The 21155-nt window shown below is 66.9% G+C and carries 17 protein-coding genes; 9 read left to right on the forward strand and 8 right to left on the reverse strand.

Annotation, left to right across the window (positions count from 1 at the left end):
- Positions 1-14: 14 nt before the first annotated feature.
- From N5C18_RS01630 to N5C18_RS01645, 4 genes are read left to right on the forward strand one after another with little or no spacing between them, the layout of a single operon-like run.
- Positions 15-1421, forward strand: a complete 1407-nt coding sequence (locus N5C18_RS01630; protein WP_279943654.1) for a TolC family protein — start codon at positions 15-17, stop codon at positions 1419-1421.
- On the forward strand, positions 1414-2427 hold the full coding sequence (locus tag N5C18_RS01635) for an efflux RND transporter periplasmic adaptor subunit (RefSeq protein WP_279943656.1): 1014 nt from the start codon (positions 1414-1416) through the stop codon (positions 2425-2427). Before N5C18_RS01630 ends, N5C18_RS01635 begins: the two co-directional genes overlap by 8 nt.
- Complete coding sequence (locus N5C18_RS01640) at positions 2412-3599, forward strand: ABC transporter permease (protein ID WP_279943657.1); 1188 nt, start codon at positions 2412-2414, stop codon at positions 3597-3599. Before N5C18_RS01635 ends, N5C18_RS01640 begins: the two co-directional genes overlap by 16 nt.
- Positions 3596-4723, forward strand: coding sequence for an ABC transporter permease (locus N5C18_RS01645; protein WP_279943658.1), 1128 nt, complete (start codon positions 3596-3598; stop codon positions 4721-4723). The genes N5C18_RS01640 and N5C18_RS01645 overlap by 4 nt, the downstream gene beginning before the upstream one ends.
- Positions 4724-4768: 45 nt before the next feature.
- Here the strand turns inward: N5C18_RS01645 and N5C18_RS01650 are convergent, their stop codons facing one another.
- The 3 genes from N5C18_RS01650 to N5C18_RS01660 form a co-directional block, all read right to left on the reverse strand.
- Positions 4769-6145, reverse strand: a complete 1377-nt coding sequence (locus N5C18_RS01650) for a hypothetical protein (RefSeq protein ID WP_080374994.1) — start codon at positions 6143-6145, stop codon at positions 4769-4771.
- Between the two features lie 153 nt (positions 6146-6298).
- Positions 6299-6667, reverse strand: coding sequence for a glycine zipper 2TM domain-containing protein (locus N5C18_RS01655; RefSeq protein WP_005415760.1), 369 nt, complete (start codon positions 6665-6667; stop codon positions 6299-6301).
- Between the two features lie 166 nt (positions 6668-6833).
- The gene (locus N5C18_RS01660) at positions 6834-9056 is read right to left on the reverse strand and encodes a methyl-accepting chemotaxis protein (protein ID WP_279944494.1); all 2223 of its coding nucleotides are present in this window, start codon (positions 9054-9056) and stop codon (positions 6834-6836) included.
- Positions 9057-9360: 304 nt separating this feature from the next.
- Between N5C18_RS01660 and N5C18_RS01665 the strand changes: the two genes are divergently transcribed.
- Positions 9361-9753: a barstar family protein gene (locus N5C18_RS01665; RefSeq protein WP_279943659.1), complete on the forward strand. Its 393-nt coding sequence runs from the start codon at positions 9361-9363 to the stop codon at positions 9751-9753.
- 30 nt (positions 9754-9783) lie between these two features.
- Here the strand turns inward: N5C18_RS01665 and N5C18_RS01670 are convergent, their stop codons facing one another.
- Entirely contained in the window at positions 9784-10776 is a 993-nt protein-coding gene (locus tag N5C18_RS01670) for a glycosyltransferase family 4 protein (RefSeq protein WP_164086881.1), read from the reverse strand.
- Positions 10776-12053, reverse strand: coding sequence for an O-antigen ligase family protein (locus N5C18_RS01675; protein WP_164241391.1), 1278 nt, complete (start codon positions 12051-12053; stop codon positions 10776-10778). The genes N5C18_RS01670 and N5C18_RS01675 overlap by 1 nt, the downstream gene beginning before the upstream one ends.
- 337 nt (positions 12054-12390) lie before the next feature.
- Between N5C18_RS01675 and mutS the strand changes: the two genes are divergently transcribed.
- The 3 genes from mutS (at position 12391) to N5C18_RS01690 (ending at position 17493) form a co-directional block, all read left to right on the forward strand.
- Positions 12391-14946, forward strand: coding sequence for a DNA mismatch repair protein MutS (gene mutS, locus N5C18_RS01680; protein WP_279944495.1), 2556 nt, complete (start codon positions 12391-12393; stop codon positions 14944-14946).
- A 324-nt stretch (positions 14947-15270) separates the two neighbouring features.
- Positions 15271-16782, forward strand: coding sequence for a catalase (locus tag N5C18_RS01685; protein ID WP_187299810.1), 1512 nt, complete (start codon positions 15271-15273; stop codon positions 16780-16782).
- Positions 16783-16890: 108 nt separating this feature from the next.
- Complete coding sequence (locus N5C18_RS01690; RefSeq protein ID WP_049456157.1) at positions 16891-17493, forward strand: DUF937 domain-containing protein; 603 nt, start codon at positions 16891-16893, stop codon at positions 17491-17493.
- Between the two features lie 72 nt (positions 17494-17565).
- Here the strand turns inward: N5C18_RS01690 and N5C18_RS01695 are convergent, their stop codons facing one another.
- From N5C18_RS01695 to N5C18_RS01705, 3 genes are all read right to left on the reverse strand, one after another.
- Complete coding sequence (locus N5C18_RS01695; RefSeq protein WP_279943660.1) at positions 17566-18765, reverse strand: cellulase family glycosylhydrolase; 1200 nt, start codon at positions 18763-18765, stop codon at positions 17566-17568.
- A gap of 163 nt (positions 18766-18928) precedes the next feature.
- A complete protein-coding gene (locus tag N5C18_RS01700; protein WP_049446976.1) occupies positions 18929-19336 on the reverse strand; it encodes an RNA-binding S4 domain-containing protein in 408 nt (135 codons plus the stop codon).
- Between the two features lie 9 nt (positions 19337-19345).
- Positions 19346-19585, reverse strand: coding sequence for a hypothetical protein (locus tag N5C18_RS01705; protein WP_345782058.1), 240 nt, complete (start codon positions 19583-19585; stop codon positions 19346-19348).
- Positions 19586-19647: 62 nt separating this feature from the next.
- On the opposite strand from N5C18_RS01705, the gene N5C18_RS01710 reads away from it, so the two are divergent.
- A complete protein-coding gene (locus tag N5C18_RS01710) occupies positions 19648-21120 on the forward strand; it encodes an MATE family efflux transporter (protein WP_279943663.1) in 1473 nt (490 codons plus the stop codon).
- Positions 21121-21155 lie beyond the last annotated feature (35 nt).

A 21155-nucleotide genomic window follows, 5' to 3' on the forward strand; every position in this document is an offset into this window, starting at 1 on the left:
ACCATTGGGACGGCATGGGCGTGATCGGCCGACGTACAAGGATGCTCCGCGCAAGGGCCGCGCTGGCGCTGACGCTGGCAACCTGCCTGCCCCTCACTGCGCTGGCACAGTCCATCACCGACGCACCGGCTTTGGACTGGGAACAGGCACGGCAGCGCCTGGAACAGGTCTCCGATGCGCTGGCCGCCGCAGACGCGGCCGTGCGCAACAAGCAGGACCTGCAGGACGCCACCCGCCTGCTGCGCCTGCCGGAGATCACCGGCGAAGTACGCCGCCTGCAGTTCCAGAAGACCCTCACCCTGCCGCTGGGCTCGCTGGCGCCGGTGGCCGAAGCCTTCGGCATCGACTCGCCGCTGTCGTTCACCGAACGCGACTGGCGCACCCGCCCGGTAGTGACCGCGGTACTGCCGCTGTACACCGGTGGGGTGATCCCTGCTGCACAGCGCGCCGCCAGCGCCGCCCATGAACAGGCCAGCGCCGAGCGCGAGGCACAACGCCAGTCGCTGACCGTGCAGCTGGCACAGGCCTATTTCGGCCAGCGCCTGGCCGAACAGGCCGTGGAGGTGCGCCGCGATGTGCGCGATGGCCTCAACCGCCACTTGTCCGACGCCGAGAAACTGGAGCGCGAGGGCTTCGCCACCCGCGCCCAGCGACTGCAGGCCACCGTGGCCCGCGACAAGGCCGAGCGCGAATACCAGAAAACGGTGAACGACCTGGCCACGCTGAAGGCCGCGCTGTCCACCCTGCTGCGCAGCGGCGGCGAGGTGCAGCCGGTGTCGCCGCTGTTCGTGCAGCGCGCGCCGCTGGAACCGGTCGCCCGCTTCGAGCGCACCGCGCAGGCGCGCCAGCCACAGATCGCGCGCCTACGGGCGATGGTGGCGCAGGCCGAACAGGGTGTGCGCGTGCAGCAGGCCAAGCTGAAGCCGCAGATCTTCGCCTTCGGCCAGTACGACTTCCGCCGCCGCGACGAAATGCTGACCGATCCGGACTGGGCCTTCGGCATCGGACTGAAGTACACCTTCCTGTCGCCGAACTCGCGGCCGGCGCAGATCAGCGCCGCGCGTGCGCAGCAGGAGCAGGCCGAAGCGGGCCTGCGCGAAGCCGAGAACCAGGTTGCGCTGGGCGTGCGCAAGGCCTGGAACGAACTGGAAACCGCGCGCCAGCAGTTCGTGCTGCTCGACAGCAGCATTGCCCAGGCACAGGAAAACCTGCGCCTGCAGGAGCTGGCGTTCCGCGAAGGCCAGGCCACCTCGCTGGATGTGATCGACGCGCGGCTCGGCCTCGGCGGCGCCCGCGTCGAGCGCGCGCAGGCCGCCTACCAATACGATATTGCGCTGGCACAGCTGCTGGAGGTCAGTGGACAGATGGACCGTTTCGAAGAGTTCCGGCGGCGTGCGGACGAGGTGATCGACCATGAGTGATGTGCTGCACGACGATGCGACGACGCCCCCGGGCAAGCGCCGGCTGGGACCGATCCTGATAGGGGTGCTGCTGGTGGTGGTGGTGCTGGGCCTGTGGCTGGCCTGGCGCAGCCCGGCCGACCAGATCCAGGGCATGGCCGATGCGGACACGATCAACGTGGCCGCCAAGATCACCGCGCGCGTGGCCGAGCTGAAGGCGCGCGAAGGCGACCGTGTGCAGTCCGGGCAGGTGCTGTTCCTGCTCGACAGCCCCGAGGTGGCCGCCAAGGAACAGCAGGCACACGGCGCCTTGGCCGCGGCGCAGGCGGTGGCCGACAAGGCCGACGAAGGCGCGCGCAGCGAGGACATCCGCGCCGCCGAAGCCAACTGGAAGCGCGCCGAAGCCGGCGCGACGCTGGCCGACGCTACCTACCAGCGCGTACAGAACCTGTTCAACGAAGGGGTGATGACCCGGCAGAAGCGCGATGAAGCGCATGCCCAGGCCACCAGCTCGCGTGAACTGGCGCGTGCCGCGCGCGCACAGTACGACATGGCGCTGTCTGGCGCGCGCGAGCAGGACAAGCGCGCCGCGCAGGGCCAGGTGCAGCAGGCGCAGGGCGCGGTGGCCGAAGTCAACGCCGCGCGCGCCGAAGTGGAAGGGCGCGCGCCGGTCGCCGGCGAGATCAACAAGCGCATGGCCGACCCAGGTGAACTGGTGCCGGCCGGCTATCCGGTGTTCACTCTGGTCGACATCGATCGCATGTGGGTGGCGATGAACCTGCGCGAATCGCAGATGCAGGGCCTGAAGGTCGGCAGCAAGCTGCGTGGCAGCGTGCCGGCGCTCGGCCAGGACGGCGAGTTCGAGGTCTATTTCATCAATCCGGCCGGTGACTATGCGACCTGGCGCACCACCCGCCAGTCGTCCGGCTACGACGTCCGCAGCTTCGAGGTGCGGGTGCGCCCGGTACGCCGCATCGAGGGCTTCCGCCCCGGCATGAGCGTGCTGTTCGCATGGCCCCAGCACTGAGCCCTGATGGCGGCGGCTTCGCTGCTTCCTGGCGGCGCGAGCTGCGATCAATGCGCGGCAACCGTGCCGATCTGATGCTGGTCACCGTGCTGCCGCTGCTGATGCTGGTGGTGATGGCATGGATGTTCACCCCCTCGGTGATGCGCGACATCCCGATCGCCGTGGTCGACCTCGACCACAGCAGTGACAGCCGCCTGCTGCTGCGCATGCTCGATGCCAGCCCGGGCGTGCGCATCGCCAGCCAACCAGCCGACATGGAGGACGCACGCTCGCAGCTGCGCAGCCTGGATGTGTTCGCCATCGTGCTGGTGCCGCGCGACGTTACCCGGCAGGCACTGCGCGGGCGCCAGGGCACGGTGTTCGCCTATTACAACGCCACCTACATGACCACCGGCCAGTCCGCCGCGCGTGATATCGGCGATGCGGTCTCGGCCTGGAACGCACGACTGCTGCGCGAGCGCATCGGTCTGCAGGTTGGCCCGGGCAAGCTGCGTGCGGCGCCCATCGCGGTGCAGTCAGACATCCTCTACAACCCGGCACGCAGCTACGAGCTGTTCCTGCTGCCACTGATCTTCCCGGCGGTACTGTCGCTGGTGCTGGCACTTGCGGTGGCCGGCAGCCTGGGGCGCGAGATCCGCGATGGCACCCTGCCCGACTGGCTGGGCCGCACGCCGTGGGCCGCCATCGCCGGCAAGGTTGCACCGTACATCCTGCTGTTCTCGCTGTACGGTGCGCTCGGGCTCGGCTACCTGGCCTGGCTGCGCGGCGATGGCGTGGCCGGCAGCGTGCTCCTGCTGCTGCTCGCACAGCCGCTGTTCTACCTGGCCACCGCGGCCTACGCGTTGTTCTTCGTCGGCGTCACCCGCGACATGGGTACCGCGCTGTCCGCAGTCGGCCTCAGCATCGGCACCGCATTGGCGTTCTCCAGCGCCACCTTCCCGGTGCTGGACGGCCCCCTGTTCACCCGCATCTGGCATCAGCTGCTGCCGCTCAGCGCCTACATCAAGCTGCAGACCCAGCAACAGTTCATCGGTTCGCCGCTGCTGGTCTCGCTGTGGCCGTTGGCCACGCTGCTGCTGATGTCGGTGGTGGCCGGCGGCATCGGTGGCCTGCGCCTGATTGCCTTCGCGCGTACACCCGAGGCTGCGCAGCCAGCGAGGGCCGACGCATGAGCACGCTCTGGCGCAGCCTGCGGCAGACCCTGATGGCGGTGCTGTGCGACCGCTATGCGATCGTGGTGATGGTCGGCGCGGTAATCCTGTATTCGTTCTTCTACCCGGCCGCATACCGCCACCAGGTGGCCGGCAACCTACCGGTGCTGGTGGTGGACGAAGACCACAGCGCCACCAGCCGCGAGTTGCTGCGCAAGCTGGACGCGCTGCGGGTCGCACGCGTGGTCGGGCAACCGGCCGACATCGACAGCGCGCGCCAGCAGCTGGAAGCCGGCCATGCCGAAGGCATCGTGCTGATTCCGGCCAACCTGGAGCGCGACATCCTGCGCGGCCACCCCGCCAAGCTGGTGCTGCTCGGCAACGGCGCCTACCTGGGCCGTGCCAGCTGGGTGCTGGGCAGCGTGGCCGATGCACTGGGCGCGTTCGGGCGTGAGGCGGTAGTCGGCCAGGCGGCCTTCATGGGCGCACCGCAGGCACCGCCGGTCACCCTGGTGCAGCGCCCGCTGTACAACACCCAGGAAGGCTACGGCAGCGCCATCGTCCCCGGCGTGGCCGAACTGATCGTGCACCAGACCCTGCTGATGGGCATCGGCGTCCTGCTCGGCGGCCGTCGTCTCGCGCTCGGCCGGCGCCTGCGCTTCGACCTGCCGACCCTGGCCGGCATGGCACTGGGCTTCGGCCTGATCGGCCTGTTCGGCCTGTTCTACTACGCCGGCTTCACCGCCTGGGTGCAGGACTATCCACGCGGTGGCAATCCACTGGGCCAGCTGCTGGGCGGCACCCTGTTCATCGCCGCGACGGTGGCGTTCGGCCTGTTCGTCGGCAGTTTCTTCCGCACCCGCGAACGTGCGTTCCAGTACATCATCGCCACCTCCATCCCGCTGTTCTTCCTGGCCAACCTGTCCTGGCCGGCAGTGATGACGCCAGGCCCGCTAGTGTGGCTGGCGCAGCTGCTACCAACCACCTCGGGCATCAACCTGATGGTGCGCCTGAACCAGATGGACGCCCGCCTGGCCGAAGTCAGCCACGAACTGATCACCCTCAGCATCCTGCTGCTGCTCTACGGCAGCCTCGCCGCCTGGCGCCTCCTCGCAAAAAAGGGGACGGAGGGGATTAAGTCGTAAGCGGCCGGATTGGCGGATTGCGACTTAATCCCCTCCGTCCCCTTTTCAGGGGTCTGGCGCGTACCAGAACGGGATGCGGTACTCGCGACGTCGCTCCGGGCCGCGTTCGCCACCTTCGGCATTCCAGACCAGGTTCAGATCATGCCGACCGGGTACCAACCCCGCCATCGGCAGGTATCCGACCAAGCCGCGCATGTCGACATCACGGCGTTCCATCGGCATGAACTCGTGCAGGTCGACCGGCGCGCCATCCAACTGCACCTGCCACAGCCGCGACAGGCACTCCACCGCCGCACTGGCAGCCTGCGCGCCTACGGCTTCGTTGCGCGCCCCGGGCAGCGCACTGCAATGCTGGCGTGCCAACGGGTTGTCGCGCTGGGGACGATGCGGAATGAACACGCGCAGGCGCGAACCGGTGATCGTGTCGGAGGGAATCATCGGGTACGCCAACAGCTGATCGTGTGCCGAGCGCATCGACTCGTAATGCGCGCTCAACATGCCGTGTTCGACAGCCTCGTCAGTCATCACCTGGTAACGGTTGAACAGCGAAAACTTCACCGAACCCAGTACCTGGACGGCTCCCAGCACCATGGCCACCACCACGGCGAGCAGATAGACCGCCATGAATGAACGCGAGCGCAGGTTGCTCTGCAGGGTCAGCTGCATCGTCTGCATCTGGCGCAGCAGGGGAATCCGCTGCAGGCCCGCCAGGAAGCGCTGCAGCCAGTGCTGCAGGCCCTCATGGGCCTGGTTGCGCCGCTGCCTACGCGCAATGACGCGCTCCAGCAGCGCGGGCACCAGCGCGAGTGCAAGCAAGCCGGTCAGGACGCTAATGACCACGATCATGACAACACGTTCTGAACCGCCGGCAAGCGCACTGATCGCCATCGCCACGCACAGCGTCAGCACGGCCATCACCAGCGTTCCGGCCAGCGTCTGCACGGCCAACAGCGTGGTGGAGAAGAGCATGGTGGCCAAACGATCAGCGCGCTCGATGCTGCCATCCAGGCCACCGTCGCGGGCCTTGAGGAAGGCGCGCGATACCGGGCCCATCTGCGGAAGCCGTTGCCAGTCGATGCCCTTGGGGAAGTGCGATTTCAGCCCGATCAGGCCTATCCAGTAGCCGCGCACGGTCAGGTGCGCGATCAGCGCCACTGCCAACACGTAGCACATGCCCACGCTGATGCTGAAACCAAACCACAGCAGTTGGAAGTAAATGCCTTCGGTATGCAGGCTGCTGCGCGCCCAGGCATCGAACAGATAGCCAGGAACCGCCAACAGTGCAAACGCCAGCAGGCCGGAAATGAACAATTCGAGCTCGTCGGTACGCTCACGCAGTCGGCCGAAGCGCGCTGTCGCTTCCAGTACTGGATCGACCTCGGCAACCGGCGTGTGCGACTCAGTCAGGGGTGATTCGTTCACATTGCGTTCATCCATTGAAGTCGGCGCAGTATAGACACCGCGCTGCAGCCCGCGATACAGGGCCGTTCAACGACGAACGCCGGCACAGGGCCGGCGTTCGAGGACATGCGTACTGCGAAATCCTGTGGAAGGAAGCGCTACCGGTGCAGACAATCAGCGGTAAACACGCTCGCAGCGGCGTTCGACCACGCGATCACCGTTTTTCTGCTGGCTGTTGCCCTGGATCTGCCGGCCCGCGGCGCCACCGGCGACGGCACCGGCGACGGTGGCCAGCTTCTTGCCGTTGCCGCCGCCCACCTGGTTGCCGAGCAGGCCACCAATCACCGCGCCGGTGGCCGTACCGGCAATACGGTTGGGGTCACGCGAATTGCGTTGCACTTCCACGTTCTTGCAGACCACGCGGCTGCCATCGTTGAATTTGCGTCCTTCATCACGCGGCCCGTAGGTCTGCGCGCCTGCAACCGAGCTGGCCGCTAGCAGCGTGCCCAGCACAAGCAGTCGGGTCGAGGTCTTCATGGCCATCTCCTGAGGTCCGGGATGGCGCAAGTGTCCTCCCACGGCTGGCAACCGGAAGTGAAATGGGCGTTTGCGCGGCGACATCGGCCATCGCCCGTTCAGGAAAGAAATCCGCGCCCATCGCGACCAGCCATCGCGATGGGCGCCGTCTCCCTGCCGGCATGCCGCCCTTCTAGAACTCCTGCCAGCCACCCGCGTTGGCGGCCAGCGTCGAATCGATGCGGGGCGAAAGAACCGTCGGCCTGCGCACCGGAGCCACCGACGCAGCGACGGCCGCCAACGCAGGCCGTACCACCGCCGCGGCCGTGGCGGTACCGGTGCGGAACACCGACACCGCTTCAGCCAACAGGTTGGCCTGCTCTTCCATCGAGCGCGCCGCTGCGCTGGCTTCTTCCACCAATGCCGCATTCTGCTGGGTGGTCTCGTCCATCTGCACCACGGCCTGGTTGACCTGCTCGATGCCCGAACTCTGCTCCTGCGAGGCGGCGGAGATGTCGGCCATGATGTCGGTCACCCGCTGCACCGAGGCCACGATCTCGCCCATCGTTGTGCCTGCCTGGCGCACCAGTGCAGACCCATCGGCCACCTTGCCGACCGAGTCCTCGATCAGGCCCTTGATCTCCTTGGCGGCACCGGCCGAGCGCTGCGCCAGCGTGCGCACCTCGCTGGCCACCACCGCAAAGCCCCGGCCCTGCTCACCGGCACGCGCCGCTTCCACCGCGGCGTTCAGTGCCAGGATGTTGGTCTGGAATGCGATGCCATCGATCACCGAGATGATCTCGGCAATCTTCTTCGAGGAGGCTTCGATGGCAGACATCGTGGTCACCACCTGGCCGACCACCTCCCCGCCCTGCGAGGCGACACCATGTGCGCCGATGGCAAGCTGGTTGGCCTGCCGCGCGTGTTCGGCGTTCTGCTTCACGGTGGAGGTCAGCTCCTCCATCGACGCGGCCGTTTCCTCCAGATTCGCGGCCTGCTGCTCGGTGCGCCGCGACAGGTCGGTGTTGCCCGAAGCAATCTCGCCTGCGGCCAGGTTGATGCTGGATGCGCTGGCCTGGATGCGGCCAACGATCTGCTTGAGCTGATCGACGGTGGCATTGCAGTCATCGCGCATGCGGGCGAACACACCATGGAAGTCACCTTGCATGCGCACGGTCAGGTCGCCGCGCGAGATGGCCTGCAACAGGGTCGACACCTGCACCAGGTTCTCATCGGTGGTCTGCATCAGCTGGTTGAGCCCGGCCACCATGTCGCGGAAATCGTAGGCGAAGCGGTCCTCATCGCCGCGCAGGCTGAAATCACCCGCCGCAGCTGCGGTCGCCAACCGGCGGATCTCGCTGTTGATCGCCGACAGGCTGCTCTTGGTTTCATCCATTGCCTGGGTGATCGCCGCCTTCTCGCCCGGCAACGGGTCCATGTCCACCGACAGGTCACCGCGGGCATAGTGCTTCATCACTTCGATCAGCCGGTTCTGCACCTGCACGTGCGAACCAACCAGCGCATTGGTTTCGTGCACCATCCGCCCGAAGTCGCCGGGGAACGCGCTCTCATCCATGCGGTAGCTGAGGCCGCCGGCGTCATGCTGGCGGGCCAGCTCGCCCTGCGCCGCCATCACCGCCTGTACCTGCATCTGCATGCGTTGCATCGACCTGAGCAGCTGGGTCACCTCATCGTTGCCCGACGCATCGATGACGTTGTCCAGGCGGCCACCGGCGATGCCATCGGCCAGCTTCACCGCCCCCTCCAGCGGACGGGTCAGGCTGCGGGTGATCGCCCAGGCCGCCAGCGAACCCAGTATCAGGCTCATCACGCCGAACACGATCGACAACGTGCCGGTCCAGGCCTCCGTGCTGCGATAGTCCTGGCGGCTGCGCTCGGTCAGTGTCTCCTGATGCCGCAGCAGCGTCGAGATGGATTCGTTCCAGGCCGTGGCCAGCCCGTGCTCGGCCAGCAGCTCTTTGGCAGCGCCGTCGAAATCCCCAGCCTTCATGCGCTCGTGCAGATGCTGGGTGGAGGCGTCGGTGGCCTTGCGTGCCGCGTCGATCCGCGCCACCAGGGTATCTCCGGTGGCATCGCGCGGAATCTTGATGTACTTCGCCCAGATACCGTCATAGGTGTGCGAAAGTTCCTGCGCCTTCTGATAATCCTTGTCGAAATCCTCGCCACGCTTGATCACCATCAGCCGCCGATGCATCAGCACGGCATTGTTGGTATCGAGCATGTCATTCAGCAGCCGCATCTTCACCATGTTGACGTCCACCACTTTCTCGAACTGGGCGGACTTGAGCTGGTTTCCGTACAGCACCAGACCAACGATGGCCATGATGAACAGCAGCAGCAAACCAAAGCCGGCGCCCAGCCGGGATCCCACTCGGAGGTTGCGTAAGGCGAGCATCTCAATTCCCTTGATCATGGCCGTACGATCGATGGCGGCGCAGGCAAGGGAAACTTTATGGGAGTTTATATTTGGAACGATCCAATAATATTGAACAGGCAGAATGGACCCGCCCCCATACCGCCCCCCCATCGCCCTTTGGCTGCCGATGACATGCCAGCGCAGCATTGAAATCACGCCGCATTGACAGTTTCTCCCCGGTATATCCCTCCAGCATCCATTGATAATCAGCAGCGGACACCACCATTCCGGATCGGGCTGCCGGTGCATGCAGCCGCTACCGGCGAACAGCTACAGTTGCGGCATGTCCCTGGTCCTGCACATCGACGGCGCATCCATCAACGACATCGCCAGCCTGTACGCGGAAATCAACCGTGTGTTCATGGCCAGCGAGAACTGGCAGCTGGAAGCAAGCCTGGACGCGCTTGATGACCTGCTGTGGGGTGGCTATGGCGTGCTCGCCGGCCACTCCGCCGCGACCGTCGTCTGGCAGGACATCGCGCACAGCCGCAGTGCATTGGGCCGGGACGCCACGCATGCGTGGCTGCGGTCAAAACTCGATCAGCCCGGTACCTTCAATGTCGCGGCCATCAACGAGCAGATCGCGGCGCTGGAGCACGGCCAGGGACAGACGTACTTCGAGATCGTGATGGAGATCTTCGACGGGCATCCGCAGATCACCCTGCTCGCCGCCTGAACGCGCTGCGGCAACGCCGCGTGCCGGGCTTCAGAATTTCGCCAGGGCCTCACCCAGGCGCAATGGGAACGCAACCTCGCTGGCCAGATGCCATGCGCGTGCATTGGCACCCAGCCGGGTGCATTCGGCCTCATCCATCGCCAGTGCACGCTCGACGGCCTGCTCCAGCGCTGTCTCGTCCACATGCCAGGTCCTGGACAGGTGGCAGGGCGCGCCCTCGTGGGCCGCCACCAGAAGACCGCGGCTCTCATCGATCATCTGGTTCATCGGCGCGCCATCGCAGGTGATCACCACCGCCGCGCAGCTCATCGCTTCGACCAGGTAGTGGCCCCAGCCCTCGGTCTGCGACAGGCACAGGTGGAACACATGCTCGTTCTGCAGGCGCTGCACCTCTTCATCGGGCAGGCGCTCGCGGACGATCCGCAGGTTTGCCGCCCCACCCTCGTCTTCGTCCGAAGGCCCGCCACGCAGGACGGTCAGCAGGGGCCATTCCGGGTGCCGCTTCCAGACCTTCACCAGGGTCGCCGTACCCTTCATGCGGCTGCTGCCTGCGGCATGCAGGAAGCTGCGGGGCTTGCGCGGCACCGAAGCGTCGTAGCGGTCGCGGCTGCAGAAGCCCACTTCCAGCGCGCGCATGCCCAGCGCAGTGAAGATGCGCGTGGCGTCCTCGGTCTTGGTCAGCAGGGCATCGAATCGCGGCAGGATGCGGAGGCTGCGCGCAGATACCCATTCCGGATTCGGGATCAGCAGATTGACCTCGGCCAGGCCAAAACTGGCCGGCCGTACGTGCTCCAGCGAGATGTTGATATCGAATCGCGCCGGCTTCCGCCCCAGGCTCAGCCACGACGCCAACAGGCGGCGCAGGCGCAACCGGCGCAGTTTCCACGCCCCGCCATTGCGTACCGCATCGAGGCGGCTGATGGTCACCTCATGCCCGAGCTGTCGCAGCGAGCGCTCGATCACCTGGATGTCATGGCTCAAGCCGCGCTGGTTGTCGGCCGCCAGCAGGTGAACATGCGCCATCAGTGCGAACTCCCGTCCCGGCGCAGGTCGCGGACCGGCAACGCGGTCGCCAGGACGAAGCCCAGCACCAGGTAGAAATAGAACGAATGCGGCATTGCCCGATAGAACACGTTGTCGGTGAACGCCGAGAGCGCGTAGACGATGACCACGGCAAGGCCGGCGGTGGCGACCATCGCCGTGGTTTCATCGGCATGGCCGATCCGTCGCACGAAATGAATACCCGGCAGGATGAAGATCAGCAGCATGATCAGCAACAGCGGCACGCCACCGGTCACTGCCGCTTCCAGGTACTCGTTGTGGGGATGGTTGTAGCGAGAGATCGCGTCGGACACCTCGCCGCGGGCAATGCCCTCGCGCGCATAGGTACCAAACTGGTTCAAGCCCACCCCGGTCAGCGGGTGCTCGGCAATGGCGTCGACCGCCACGCCCCACATCGCGATGCGCTCACGCACCGAACCCACTTCGTTGTGCTGGTTGAAGCCGGCGATCTCGCCACTGACCTCACCGAAGCGTTGGATGACCTGATGGTTGAGCACCGTGGTGGCACCGAGCACGCCGATGACCAGGGCGCCGACGAAGGCCAGCGGGCCACGCCAGCGCCGGGTACGCCACACGTGCACCGTCATCACCATCAGCATCGCCGGAATGAAGGCCAGGATCGGCCCCCGGCTCTGCGCCAGGATCGAGCCGTAGACGCCCACGGCAACGGCAACCCCATGCAGGCAGCGCTCGGCCGGATGGACGTTCGGCTGGATCAACCGGATGACCGAGAACAGCGCCATGCACAGCGTGACCATCGTGAACTCGATGGCCGTCCATTCGCCACCACTGAAACCATAAGCACGTTCCAACCCCATCACGTGGTGCTGCACGATGCATGAGCCACCGAACACCAGGGTGGAGAGCGCGAACAGAGTCCAGATCAGGCGCCAGTCCAGCACGGCGGCGAACACCGCGGCCGTACCCAGATAGAGCAGCATCTGCGCGGGCAGGTCCAGCTCGCTCCAGCGCAGGTCGTGCCAGGTGATGCTGAAGAAGGCAAAGGCCAGGCGCAGCAAACAGGCGATCACGATGAAGCGCGCGATGCGGTAGCGCAGGCGGACATCCGGCTGGCGACGGATCAGCACCACGCCGGTGACCAGCAGAGCCAGCAGCAGCACGGCCTTCAACAGGTTGTACGGCGCAGATCCGGCAAGCGGGACAACGGCAACCAGCGTACTCAGCAGGGCGATGCGCCAGTAATGGCGAGGTTCGGCGGCCATGCAGGCTGCAGTCATGCGTGTTCTTTCCATCAACGCCCGCCCGGGGATGAATTGCCCCGGTTTCCATGGAGGCCGATTGGCGGGAATCGCCGGGGCCGACACTACCGTGGCCCTCCATGGAAATCAACCAAACCACCGCTGTCGTTGGCGCCCAGACAGCCCCGGCGCGCGCCCCGCCCGGTGGATCAGGGCGGGGATCATCGCCCCGCCCAGGCCGTTACACTAACTGTTCTTCCGGCCCTGCCCCGCAAGGCCTTGCCCAGACGCCCTGCCCAGACGCGAACCGCTCCAAGTGACTGATACGAAAGACAACACCAGCAACGCCAAGGCGTCCAAAGAACACACCCCGCTGATGAAGCAGTTCTTCGCGGCCAAGTCCGACCATCCGGACCTGCTGCTGTTCTTCCGCATGGGCGATTTCTACGAGCTGTTCTACGACGACGCCCGCAAGGCGGCGCGGCTGCTGGACATCACCCTGACCCAGCGCGGCAGCTCCGGCGGCGCGCCGATCCCGATGGCCGGCGTGCCGGTGCATGCCTACGAGGGTTATCTGGCACGGCTGGTGGCGCTGGGTGAGTCGGTGGCGATCTGCGAGCAGATCGGCGATCCGGCGCTGGCCAAGGGCCTGGTCGAGCGCAAGGTGGTGCGCATCGTCACCCCCGGCACGGTGACCGACGAGGCATTGCTGGACGAACGCCGCGACACCCTGCTGATGGCGCTGTCGCGTACCAAGCAGGGCTACGGGCTGGCCTGGGCCGACCTGGCCGGTGGCCGCTTCCTGGTCAACGAGGTGGAAACCGACGACGCGCTGGAAGCCGAACTGGCGCGGCTGGAGCCGGCCGAACTACTGGTGCCCGACGAAGAGAACTGGCCGGAATTCCTGCGCCAGCGTACCGGCGTGCGCCGCCGCGCGCCGTGGCTGTTCGACGCCGACAGTGGCCGCCGCCAGCTGCTGGCGTTCTTCAAGCTGCATGACCTGAGCGGTTTCGGCATCGATGACAAGCCGCGCGCCACGGCTGCGGCCAGCGCCCTGCTCGGCTATGTCGAAGAAACCCAGAAGCAGCGCCTGCCGCACCTGACCTCGATCGCGATGGAAACCGCCGGCGAGGCGATTGCGATGAATGCCGCAACCCGCCGCCATCTGGAACTGGATACGCGCGTCGATGGCGACACCCGCAACACCCTGCTGGGCGTGCTGGACAGCACCGTGACGCCCATGGGCGGGCGCCTGCTGCGGCGCTGGCTGCACCGCCCGCTGCGCCTGCGCGAGGTCCTGGTGCAGCGCCACCATGCGGTGGAAACGCTGATCGACCGCGGCAGTGATGCCGACATCCGCGAGCAGTTCCGCCGCCTGGGCGACCTCGAACGCATCCTCACCCGCGTCGCACTGCGCTCGGCGCGCCCGCGCGACTTCTCCACCCTGCGCGATGGCCTGGGCCTGCTGCCGGCAGTGCGCGAGGTGCTGGCGCCGCTGGATTCTCCACGCCTGCAGGCGCTGCACGCCGCGCTGGGCGAACATGACGAATGCGCGCAGCTGCTGGCCAGCGCCATCGCCGAGATGCCGCCGCTGAAGCTGAGCGATGGCGGCGTGCTGGCCGACGGCTTCGACGAGGAGCTGGACGAGCTGCGCCGCCTGTCCACCCATGCCGACCAGTTCCTGGTCGACCTGGAACAGCGCGAGCGCGAGAGCAGTGGCATCGCCACCCTGAAGGTGGGCTACAACCGGGTGCACGGCTATTACATCGAAATCAGCAAGGGCCAGTCCGACCGCGCACCGGTGCACTACACACGCCGGCAGACGCTGACCAACGCCGAGCGCTACATCACCGAGGAACTGAAGGCCTTCGAGGACAAGGTGCTGTCCGCGCGCGACCGTTCGCTGTCGCGCGAGAAGTACCTGTACGAGCAGCTGCTGGACACCCTCGGCGGGCAGCTGGAACCGCTGAAGCAATGCGCGGCGGCACTGAGCGAGCTCGACGTGCTGGCCGGCTTCGCCGAACGCGCGCAGGCGCTGGACTGGGCACGCCCGGAACTGCAGGCCGAGCCGTGCCTGAAGATCGAGCGCGGCCGCCACCCGGTGGTTGAAGCGGTGCGCGAACAACCGTTCGAACCGAATGACCTGGACCTGCATCCGGACCGCCGCATGCTGGTGATCACCGGCCCGAACATGGGCGGTAAATCGACCTACATGCGGCAGAACGCGCTGATCGTGCTGCTGGCCCACATCGGCAGCTTCGTGCCGGCCAGCCGTGCGCTGATCGGCCCGATCGACCGCATCCTGACCCGCATCGGCGCCGGTGACGACCTCGCCCGCGGGCAGTCCACCTTCATGGTCGAAATGGCCGAGACCAGCTACATCCTGCATCACGCCACCGCGCACTCGCTGGTGCTGATGGACGAGATCGGCCGTGGCACCTCCACCTATGACGGCCTGGCCCTGGCCGACGCGGTGGCCCGCCACCTGGCCTACCAGAACCGCTGCTACACGCTGTTCGCCACCCACTACTTCGAGCTGACCGCGCTGGCCGACGAGCAGCACGAAGGCGGCCGCAGCGGCATCGCCAACGTGCACCTGGATGCGGTCGAGCACGGCGAAGCGCTGGTGTTCATGCACGCGGTGAAGGACGGCCCGGCCAACCGCAGCTTCGGCCTGCAGGTGGCGGCACTGGCCGGCCTGCCCCGCACCACCGTGGCGCAGGCGCGTCGTAGCCTGGCCGAGCTGGAGCAGCGCGGCGGAGAAAGCCATGCCGCCGAGCTGGCACCGCAGGCGCTGGATGCACCGCAGCAGTTCGGCCTGTTCGCAGCGCCATCCAGCAAGGCGCAGGAGGCGCTGGCGGCGATCGATCCCGACGAGCTGACCCCGAAGCAGGCGCTGGAAGCGCTGTACCGGCTGAAGGCGCTGCTGTAACCGCAGCGCACGTCCATGGCCTCCCGCCTGGCCGCGGGGGGCCAATTGAAAGATTCCACAAATCCGATTCTGCTTTTCAATTGACAGAATCTATTAACCTGAACGAATCATTCGATTATTCATTTCATCTGGCCCTAGCTACAGTCGAGTGAAGATGTTTCCCACGTCTTCACCGCCACCAGGAGCCAGCCGATGAGCCAGTCCGACAACAACAACGCCAAGTGCCCTTACCACAGCGCCCCGACGCCTGAGGAAGGCGCCCAGCAGCAGCGCGAGCTGAGCACCACGCCGAAGCAGAAGCACGGTGACGACCCGGTTACCCCGATGACCACGGCCTTCGGCGCGCCGGTGGTGGACAACCAGAACAGCAAGACCGCCGGCCCGCGCGGCCCGCTGCTGATGGAAGACGTGTGGCTGCTGGAGAAGCTGGCCAATCTCAACCGCGAGATCATTCCCGAGCGCCGCATGCACGCCAAGGGCTCGGGCGCATTCGGCACCTTCACCGTCACCCACGACATCAGCAAGTACACCCGCGCCAAGCTGTTCGAGAAGGTCGGCAAGCAGACCGAAATGTTCGCCCGCTTCACCACGGTGGCCGGCGAGCGTGGCGCCGCCGACGCCGAACGCGACATCCGCGGCTTCGCGCTGAAGTTCTACACCGAAGAAGGCAACTGGGACCTGGTCGGCAACAACACGCCAGTGTTCTTCCTGCGCGACCCGCGCAAGTTCGCCGACCTCAACAAGGCGGTCAAGCGCGACCCGCACACCAACCTGCGCAGCGCGCGCAACAACTGGGATTTCTGGACGCTGCTGCCCGAAGCCCTGCTGCAGGTGACCGTGGTGATGAGCGACCGCGGCATCCCGCGCAGCTTCCGCCACATGCACGGCTTCGGCTCGCACACCTACAGCTTCACCAACGCCGACAGCGAGCGCTTCTGGGTGAAGTTCCACTTCGTCAGCCAGCAGGGCATCGAATCGCTGACCGACGCACAGGCGCAGATCCTGGTCGGGCATGACCGCGAAAGCCACGGCCGCGACCTGTTCGCCGCCATCGACAAGGGCGACTTCCCGAAGTGGAAGCTGTTCATCCAGGTCATGCCGGAACTGGATGCGGAAACCTACCGCGTGCACCCGTTCGACCTGACCAAGGTGTGGCCGAAGAGCGACTACCCGCTGATCGAGGTCGGCCAGTTCGAACTGAACCGCAACCCGGTCAACTGGTACCAGGACGTGGAGCAGTCGGCGTTCGCACCGAGCAACCTGGTGCCGGGCATCGGCCCGTCGCCGGACAAGATGCTGCAGGCGCGCCTGTTCGCCTATTCCGATGCGCAGCGTTACCGCCTGGGCGTCAATCACCACCAGATCCCGGTGAACGCTGCGCGCTGCCCGGTGCACAGCAACCACCGCGATGGTGCGATGCGCGTGGACGGCAACTACGGCGGCCTGCCGCACTACGAGCCGAACAGCTACGGCCAGTGGCAGGAGCAGCCGGAGTACCGCGAGCCGCCGATGAAGATCCGCGGCGATGCCGACTTCTGGAACTTCCGTGAGGACGATGCCGACTACTTCAGCCAGCCGGGTGCGCTGTTCCGCAGCTACAACCAGGCGCAGAAGGACCGCCTGTTCGCCAACACCGCCCGTGCCCTGGGCGATGCGCCGGACTTCATCAAGCAGCGCCACATCGACAACTGCAGCAAGGCCGACCCGGCTTACGGTGCCGGCGTCGCTGCGGCCCTGAAGGCGCTGGCCAGCCAGCCGTCGGACCCGTTCAAGCCGGCACAGCCGGAAACCGACTTCCCTGCCGCCACCCCGGGCGCGGAAGACATCGAGCTCTGATCGGCCTCCCCCGTGTACGGCACGCCGCCTCCCCGTGAGGCGGCGTCGCCGTTTTAACGGTCCGCGTCGTACCTTCTGCACGCCCCATCCCAATCGAGGATTCCCCTGATGAGCCTGACCGATGAACTTCTCGCCAAATTGCAGGGCGCTCCGCTGCAGCAGGTGTCGCAGCAGCTCGGCATCAGCGATACCCAGGCCTCCGGCGCGATCAGCGCCGCGCTGCCGGTGCTGATGGGCGCGCTGGGCAACAACGCCGCGCAGCCGCAGGGGGCGCAGGCCCTGCTCGGCGCGCTGCAGAACAACCACAGCGGCCTGGACCTGGGCAGCGTGCTCGGTTCGGTGCTGGGCGGAGGTGGTGGTGGTGCCGCCAGCGATGGCGCCGGCATCCTCGGCCACATCTTCGGCGGCAGCCAGCAGAAGGTGGAAACCGGCCTGGCCCAGGCCACCCAGCTCGACAGCGGCCGCACCAGCCAGCTGCTGCAGATCCTCGCGCCGATCGTGATGGCCTTCCTCGCCCAGCGGCTGGGTGGTGGCCAGGCCGATGCCGGCTCGCTCAGCCAGGCGCTTGGCCAGGAAAAGCAGCAGGTGCAGCAGCAGGGCGGCATTGCCGGTGGTCTGCTCGGCAGCGTGCTGGACCAGGACGGCGACGGCCAGTTCGGCATGAGCGACCTGTTGAAGCTGGGCGGCAACCTGCTCGGCGGCAAGCGCTGACAGGCGCTGTTGCCGGGGATGACCCGGCATGATCTGCATCGCCGCGGATCACGCCGGGCCCTGCCCGGCGTCCTACCGGTTCCCGGCCTTCAGCCGCTGCAGGATCGGCGCGAACAATGGCGCCTGCATCGAGCGCGGCGGCACCGCTGGCTTTCCCTGTTCCTGTGCCTGCCAGTACGACCACGGCAGCGCCTTGTCGCCCAGTTCGTAGTCCATGCCGTCCCAGCCATCCTCGCGGAAAGCGTAGAAGGCCCAGTGCACCTTGTCCTGTTCCAGCACCTGCAGCACGTCCTGCAGGTAGCGGCTGCAGTCGGGCCAGCGGCGCATGCAGCCGAATTCACCGACCACCATGCGGTTGGCCTCCACCCCGTGCGCCTTCGCCCAGTCCATCGGCTGCTGCAGGTAGCTGCGTACGCGCGCCGCGTCCCAGCGCTCGCTGTGGCCGCCGAACGGCACGCTGCCCGGGTAGCGCCAGGGCTTGGCCCGCTTCTGGTTGGGCGCACTGGTCGCCGCGTACGGCTCGTACATGTGCACGCTGTACAGCAGTTTCGCGTCGTCCAGCGGTGCCGGCCAGTAGTTGAAGCCATCGGCCGCCGCATACCATCCGGCATCCAGCATCAGCGGCATTTCCGTGTCGACCTCGCGGATGCGCGCGATCAGCTCCGCGTAGAAGCGGCGCAGATCACGCGGGCCGTCCTGCACCCCGGCGTACCACTGCTGCATCGCCTCGCTGGACGCATGTTCGGCCAGGCCGGCACCGAATTCCGGCACCGGTTCGTTGATCAGGTTGTAGGCGGCCAGTGCGGGATGCCCTTTCAGCGCCACGGCCAGGTCATGCCAGAAGCGTAGCGCCGGTGCGTGATTGTCGAACGACTGCCACAGGCGCTGGTCGACCTTGTCACCGTTGTGCTGCTTCCAGCGCAGCAACGGCAGCGACAGCGGGGTGAGCACCACTTTCAGTCCGGCCGCGTTGGCATCGTCCAGCACGCGGCGCAATGTCGCCAGATCGGCCGCGACCAGCCCTTGATAGTCGTCCGCGTTGCCGATCAGGAAGTCGCGGCCGCCCTGCGCCTTCCACTTGTCCGGTACCAGCCGCACCCAGGTCGCGCCGGTCGCACGCAGCGCCTCGAAGTAGTCCCGGTCCGGAGGCGACATGTTCATGCTGTTGCCCCCGCGCTGCGGAGCATCCCAGAAGGTGATATCGGCGGCGAAAGCCGGGGCGGCGGTGGCGGTGGCGAGGGCCAGGCACAGCAGGCTGCAGCGCAGGAACATGAGGGTCTTCCATGAGAAGGACGATCCAACGTGCGGGGCACACACCGAACGCAGGCTGAGTGCGCGCGGCACAGCGACCATGAACCGCGCTACCCGCTCGCTCTGGTGGGTGCGAACCGTTGGTTCGCACGCTCTCCGCTGGACCAGACCCGGCGGGCAACCCTCAAAGCGCGTCCAGATCGCCAAGCGCACGTATCAGCCGCCGCGCGCGCTTGTCCGGCTTGTGCTCCGGCGGCTGGAACCCATCGCGGGCGGCGATGCGCAGCGCCCGCTGTTCGGCGCGGCGCGCCTTCGAGGCTTCGCTCTCGGCGTACAGCTGCTGCGCCGCCGGGGCCGGCCCGCGCTGGTCGCTCAGCCCCAGCACCTGGATCTCGAAATGCTCTTCGCCACGATCGACCTGCAGCTGCTCACCCACGCGCACCGCGCGCGAGGATTTCGGGCGCTGGCCAGCCACGCTGACCTTGCCGGTCTCGATGGCCTGCTTGGCCAGGCTGCGGGTCTTGAAGAAACGGGCCGCCCACAGCCAGATGTCCAGGCGGACACTGGGCGACAGCGGGGAAAGCTCATGCATCGGTGCGTACTACTCCGGTGGCTTGTTAAGGGGACGCGGGTTGTCCGGATCAGCCCGGCAGCCGGTGCCACCGATCAGCGGTCGAACGCCGGACGCAAGATCCTGGCGCTGGCTGCCGACCAGGCATTCGGGCCGGTCGGTCGGCCGCACCTGGGTATCACCCAGCCGGTCGTCCATCGAACATGCGGCCAGTACGACGCCGATCAAGGCCAGCGCCATGCCCCGTCCCACCCGTAGTCGTTGATGCATTGCCACATCCCGCAAACCGGCTTGGTGCTAGTGTGCGCCTCCCGGGAATCGATCACCACTCCATGGCCAAAGCGCCGCTTGACCTGACCTCCGGCCCGATCGGCCGCAATCTCCTGCTGTTTTCCCTGCCGATCCTGGCCGGCAACATCGCGCAGTCGCTGAATGGTTCGGTGAATGCGGTGTGGGTGGGGCGCTTCCTCGGCGAGGCGGCGCTGACCGCCACCGCGAACGCCAACAACATCATGTTCTTCCTGATCGGCTCGGTGTTCGGTTTCGGCATGGCCTCGACCATCCTGATCGGCCAGGCCATCGGCGCACGCGACATTACCCAGGCGCGGCGCGTGGTCGGTACCAGCGCCACCTTCTTCATCGGCCTGTCGGTCATCATCGCCATCGCCGGCTGGTTCATGGCGCATCCGCTGCTGGCGGCGATGGGCACGCCGGCCGCCTCGCTGCCGCTGGCCGAGGCCTACCTGCAGATCATCTTCCTGGCGATGCCGACGCTGTACGCGTTCGCCTTCCTCACCGCCGCGCTGCGCGGTGCCGGCGATTCGCGTACGCCGTTCCGCTTCCTGATGGTGTCGGTGGCGCTGGACATCGTGCTGAACCCGGTGCTGATCTTCGGCATGGGGCCGTTCCCCGCGCTGGGCATCGCCGGCTCGGCGTGGGCCACGCTGGTCGCGCAGACCCTGTCGCTGGCCGGCCTGCTGCTGTACATGCGCCACAAGCGCCACACACTGTGGCTGGGGCGTGCCGACATGCGCCTGTTCAGGCTCGACCTGACCATCCTCAAGGCGCTTGTGCTCAAGGGCGTGCCGATGGGCCTGCAGATGGTGCTGATCTCGCTGTCGGTGATCCTGCTGATGACCATGGTCAACCAGTACGGCACCGCTACCGGCGCAGGCTATGGCGCCTCGCTGCAGCTGTGGAACTACCTGCAGATGCCGGCGATGGCGATCGGTGCGGCCTGCTCGTCGATGGCCGCGCAGAACGTGGGCGCACAGCGCTGGGACCGCGTGCGTGGCACCGCACGCCAGGGCGTGATGTTCAACTTCCTGCTGACCGGCGCGTTGATCCTGCCGCTGGTGGTGTTCGATCGCCAGCTGCTGGCGCTGTTCCTGCCGCCGGCCAGCGAGGCATTGGACATCGCCCGCCATCTCAACCATGTGGTGATCGGCTCGTTCCTGTTCTTCGGCGTCAGCTTCGTGATCTCCGGCGTGGTGCGCTCGACCGGCGCGGTGATTCCACCGCTGCTGATCCTGGCCGGCTCGCTGTGGGGCGTGCGCGTGCCGTTCGCCGAACTGCTGCAGCCGTACTGGGGTGCCGATGCGATCTGGTGGAGTTTCCCGGTCAGCTCGTTCGTATCGATGCTGCTGTCGCTGGCGTATTACCGCTGGGGCGGCTGGCGCAAGGCGAAGATGATCGGCAAACCTTCGCACGCCGAGGAACTGGCCACGCCCTCGGAAATTCCGGCCTGCCCGCCCTCGCCGGTGGCCGACCCGGATGCGGCGCTGGAGTCAGCCCCGCCACGGTAGTGCCGGCCGCTGGCCGGCGTGCAACAGCCGGCCAG

The sequence above is a fragment of the Stenotrophomonas sp. GD03930 genome (genome assembly GCF_029839665.1).
GTDB lineage: Bacteria > Pseudomonadota > Gammaproteobacteria > Xanthomonadales > Xanthomonadaceae > Stenotrophomonas > Stenotrophomonas forensis.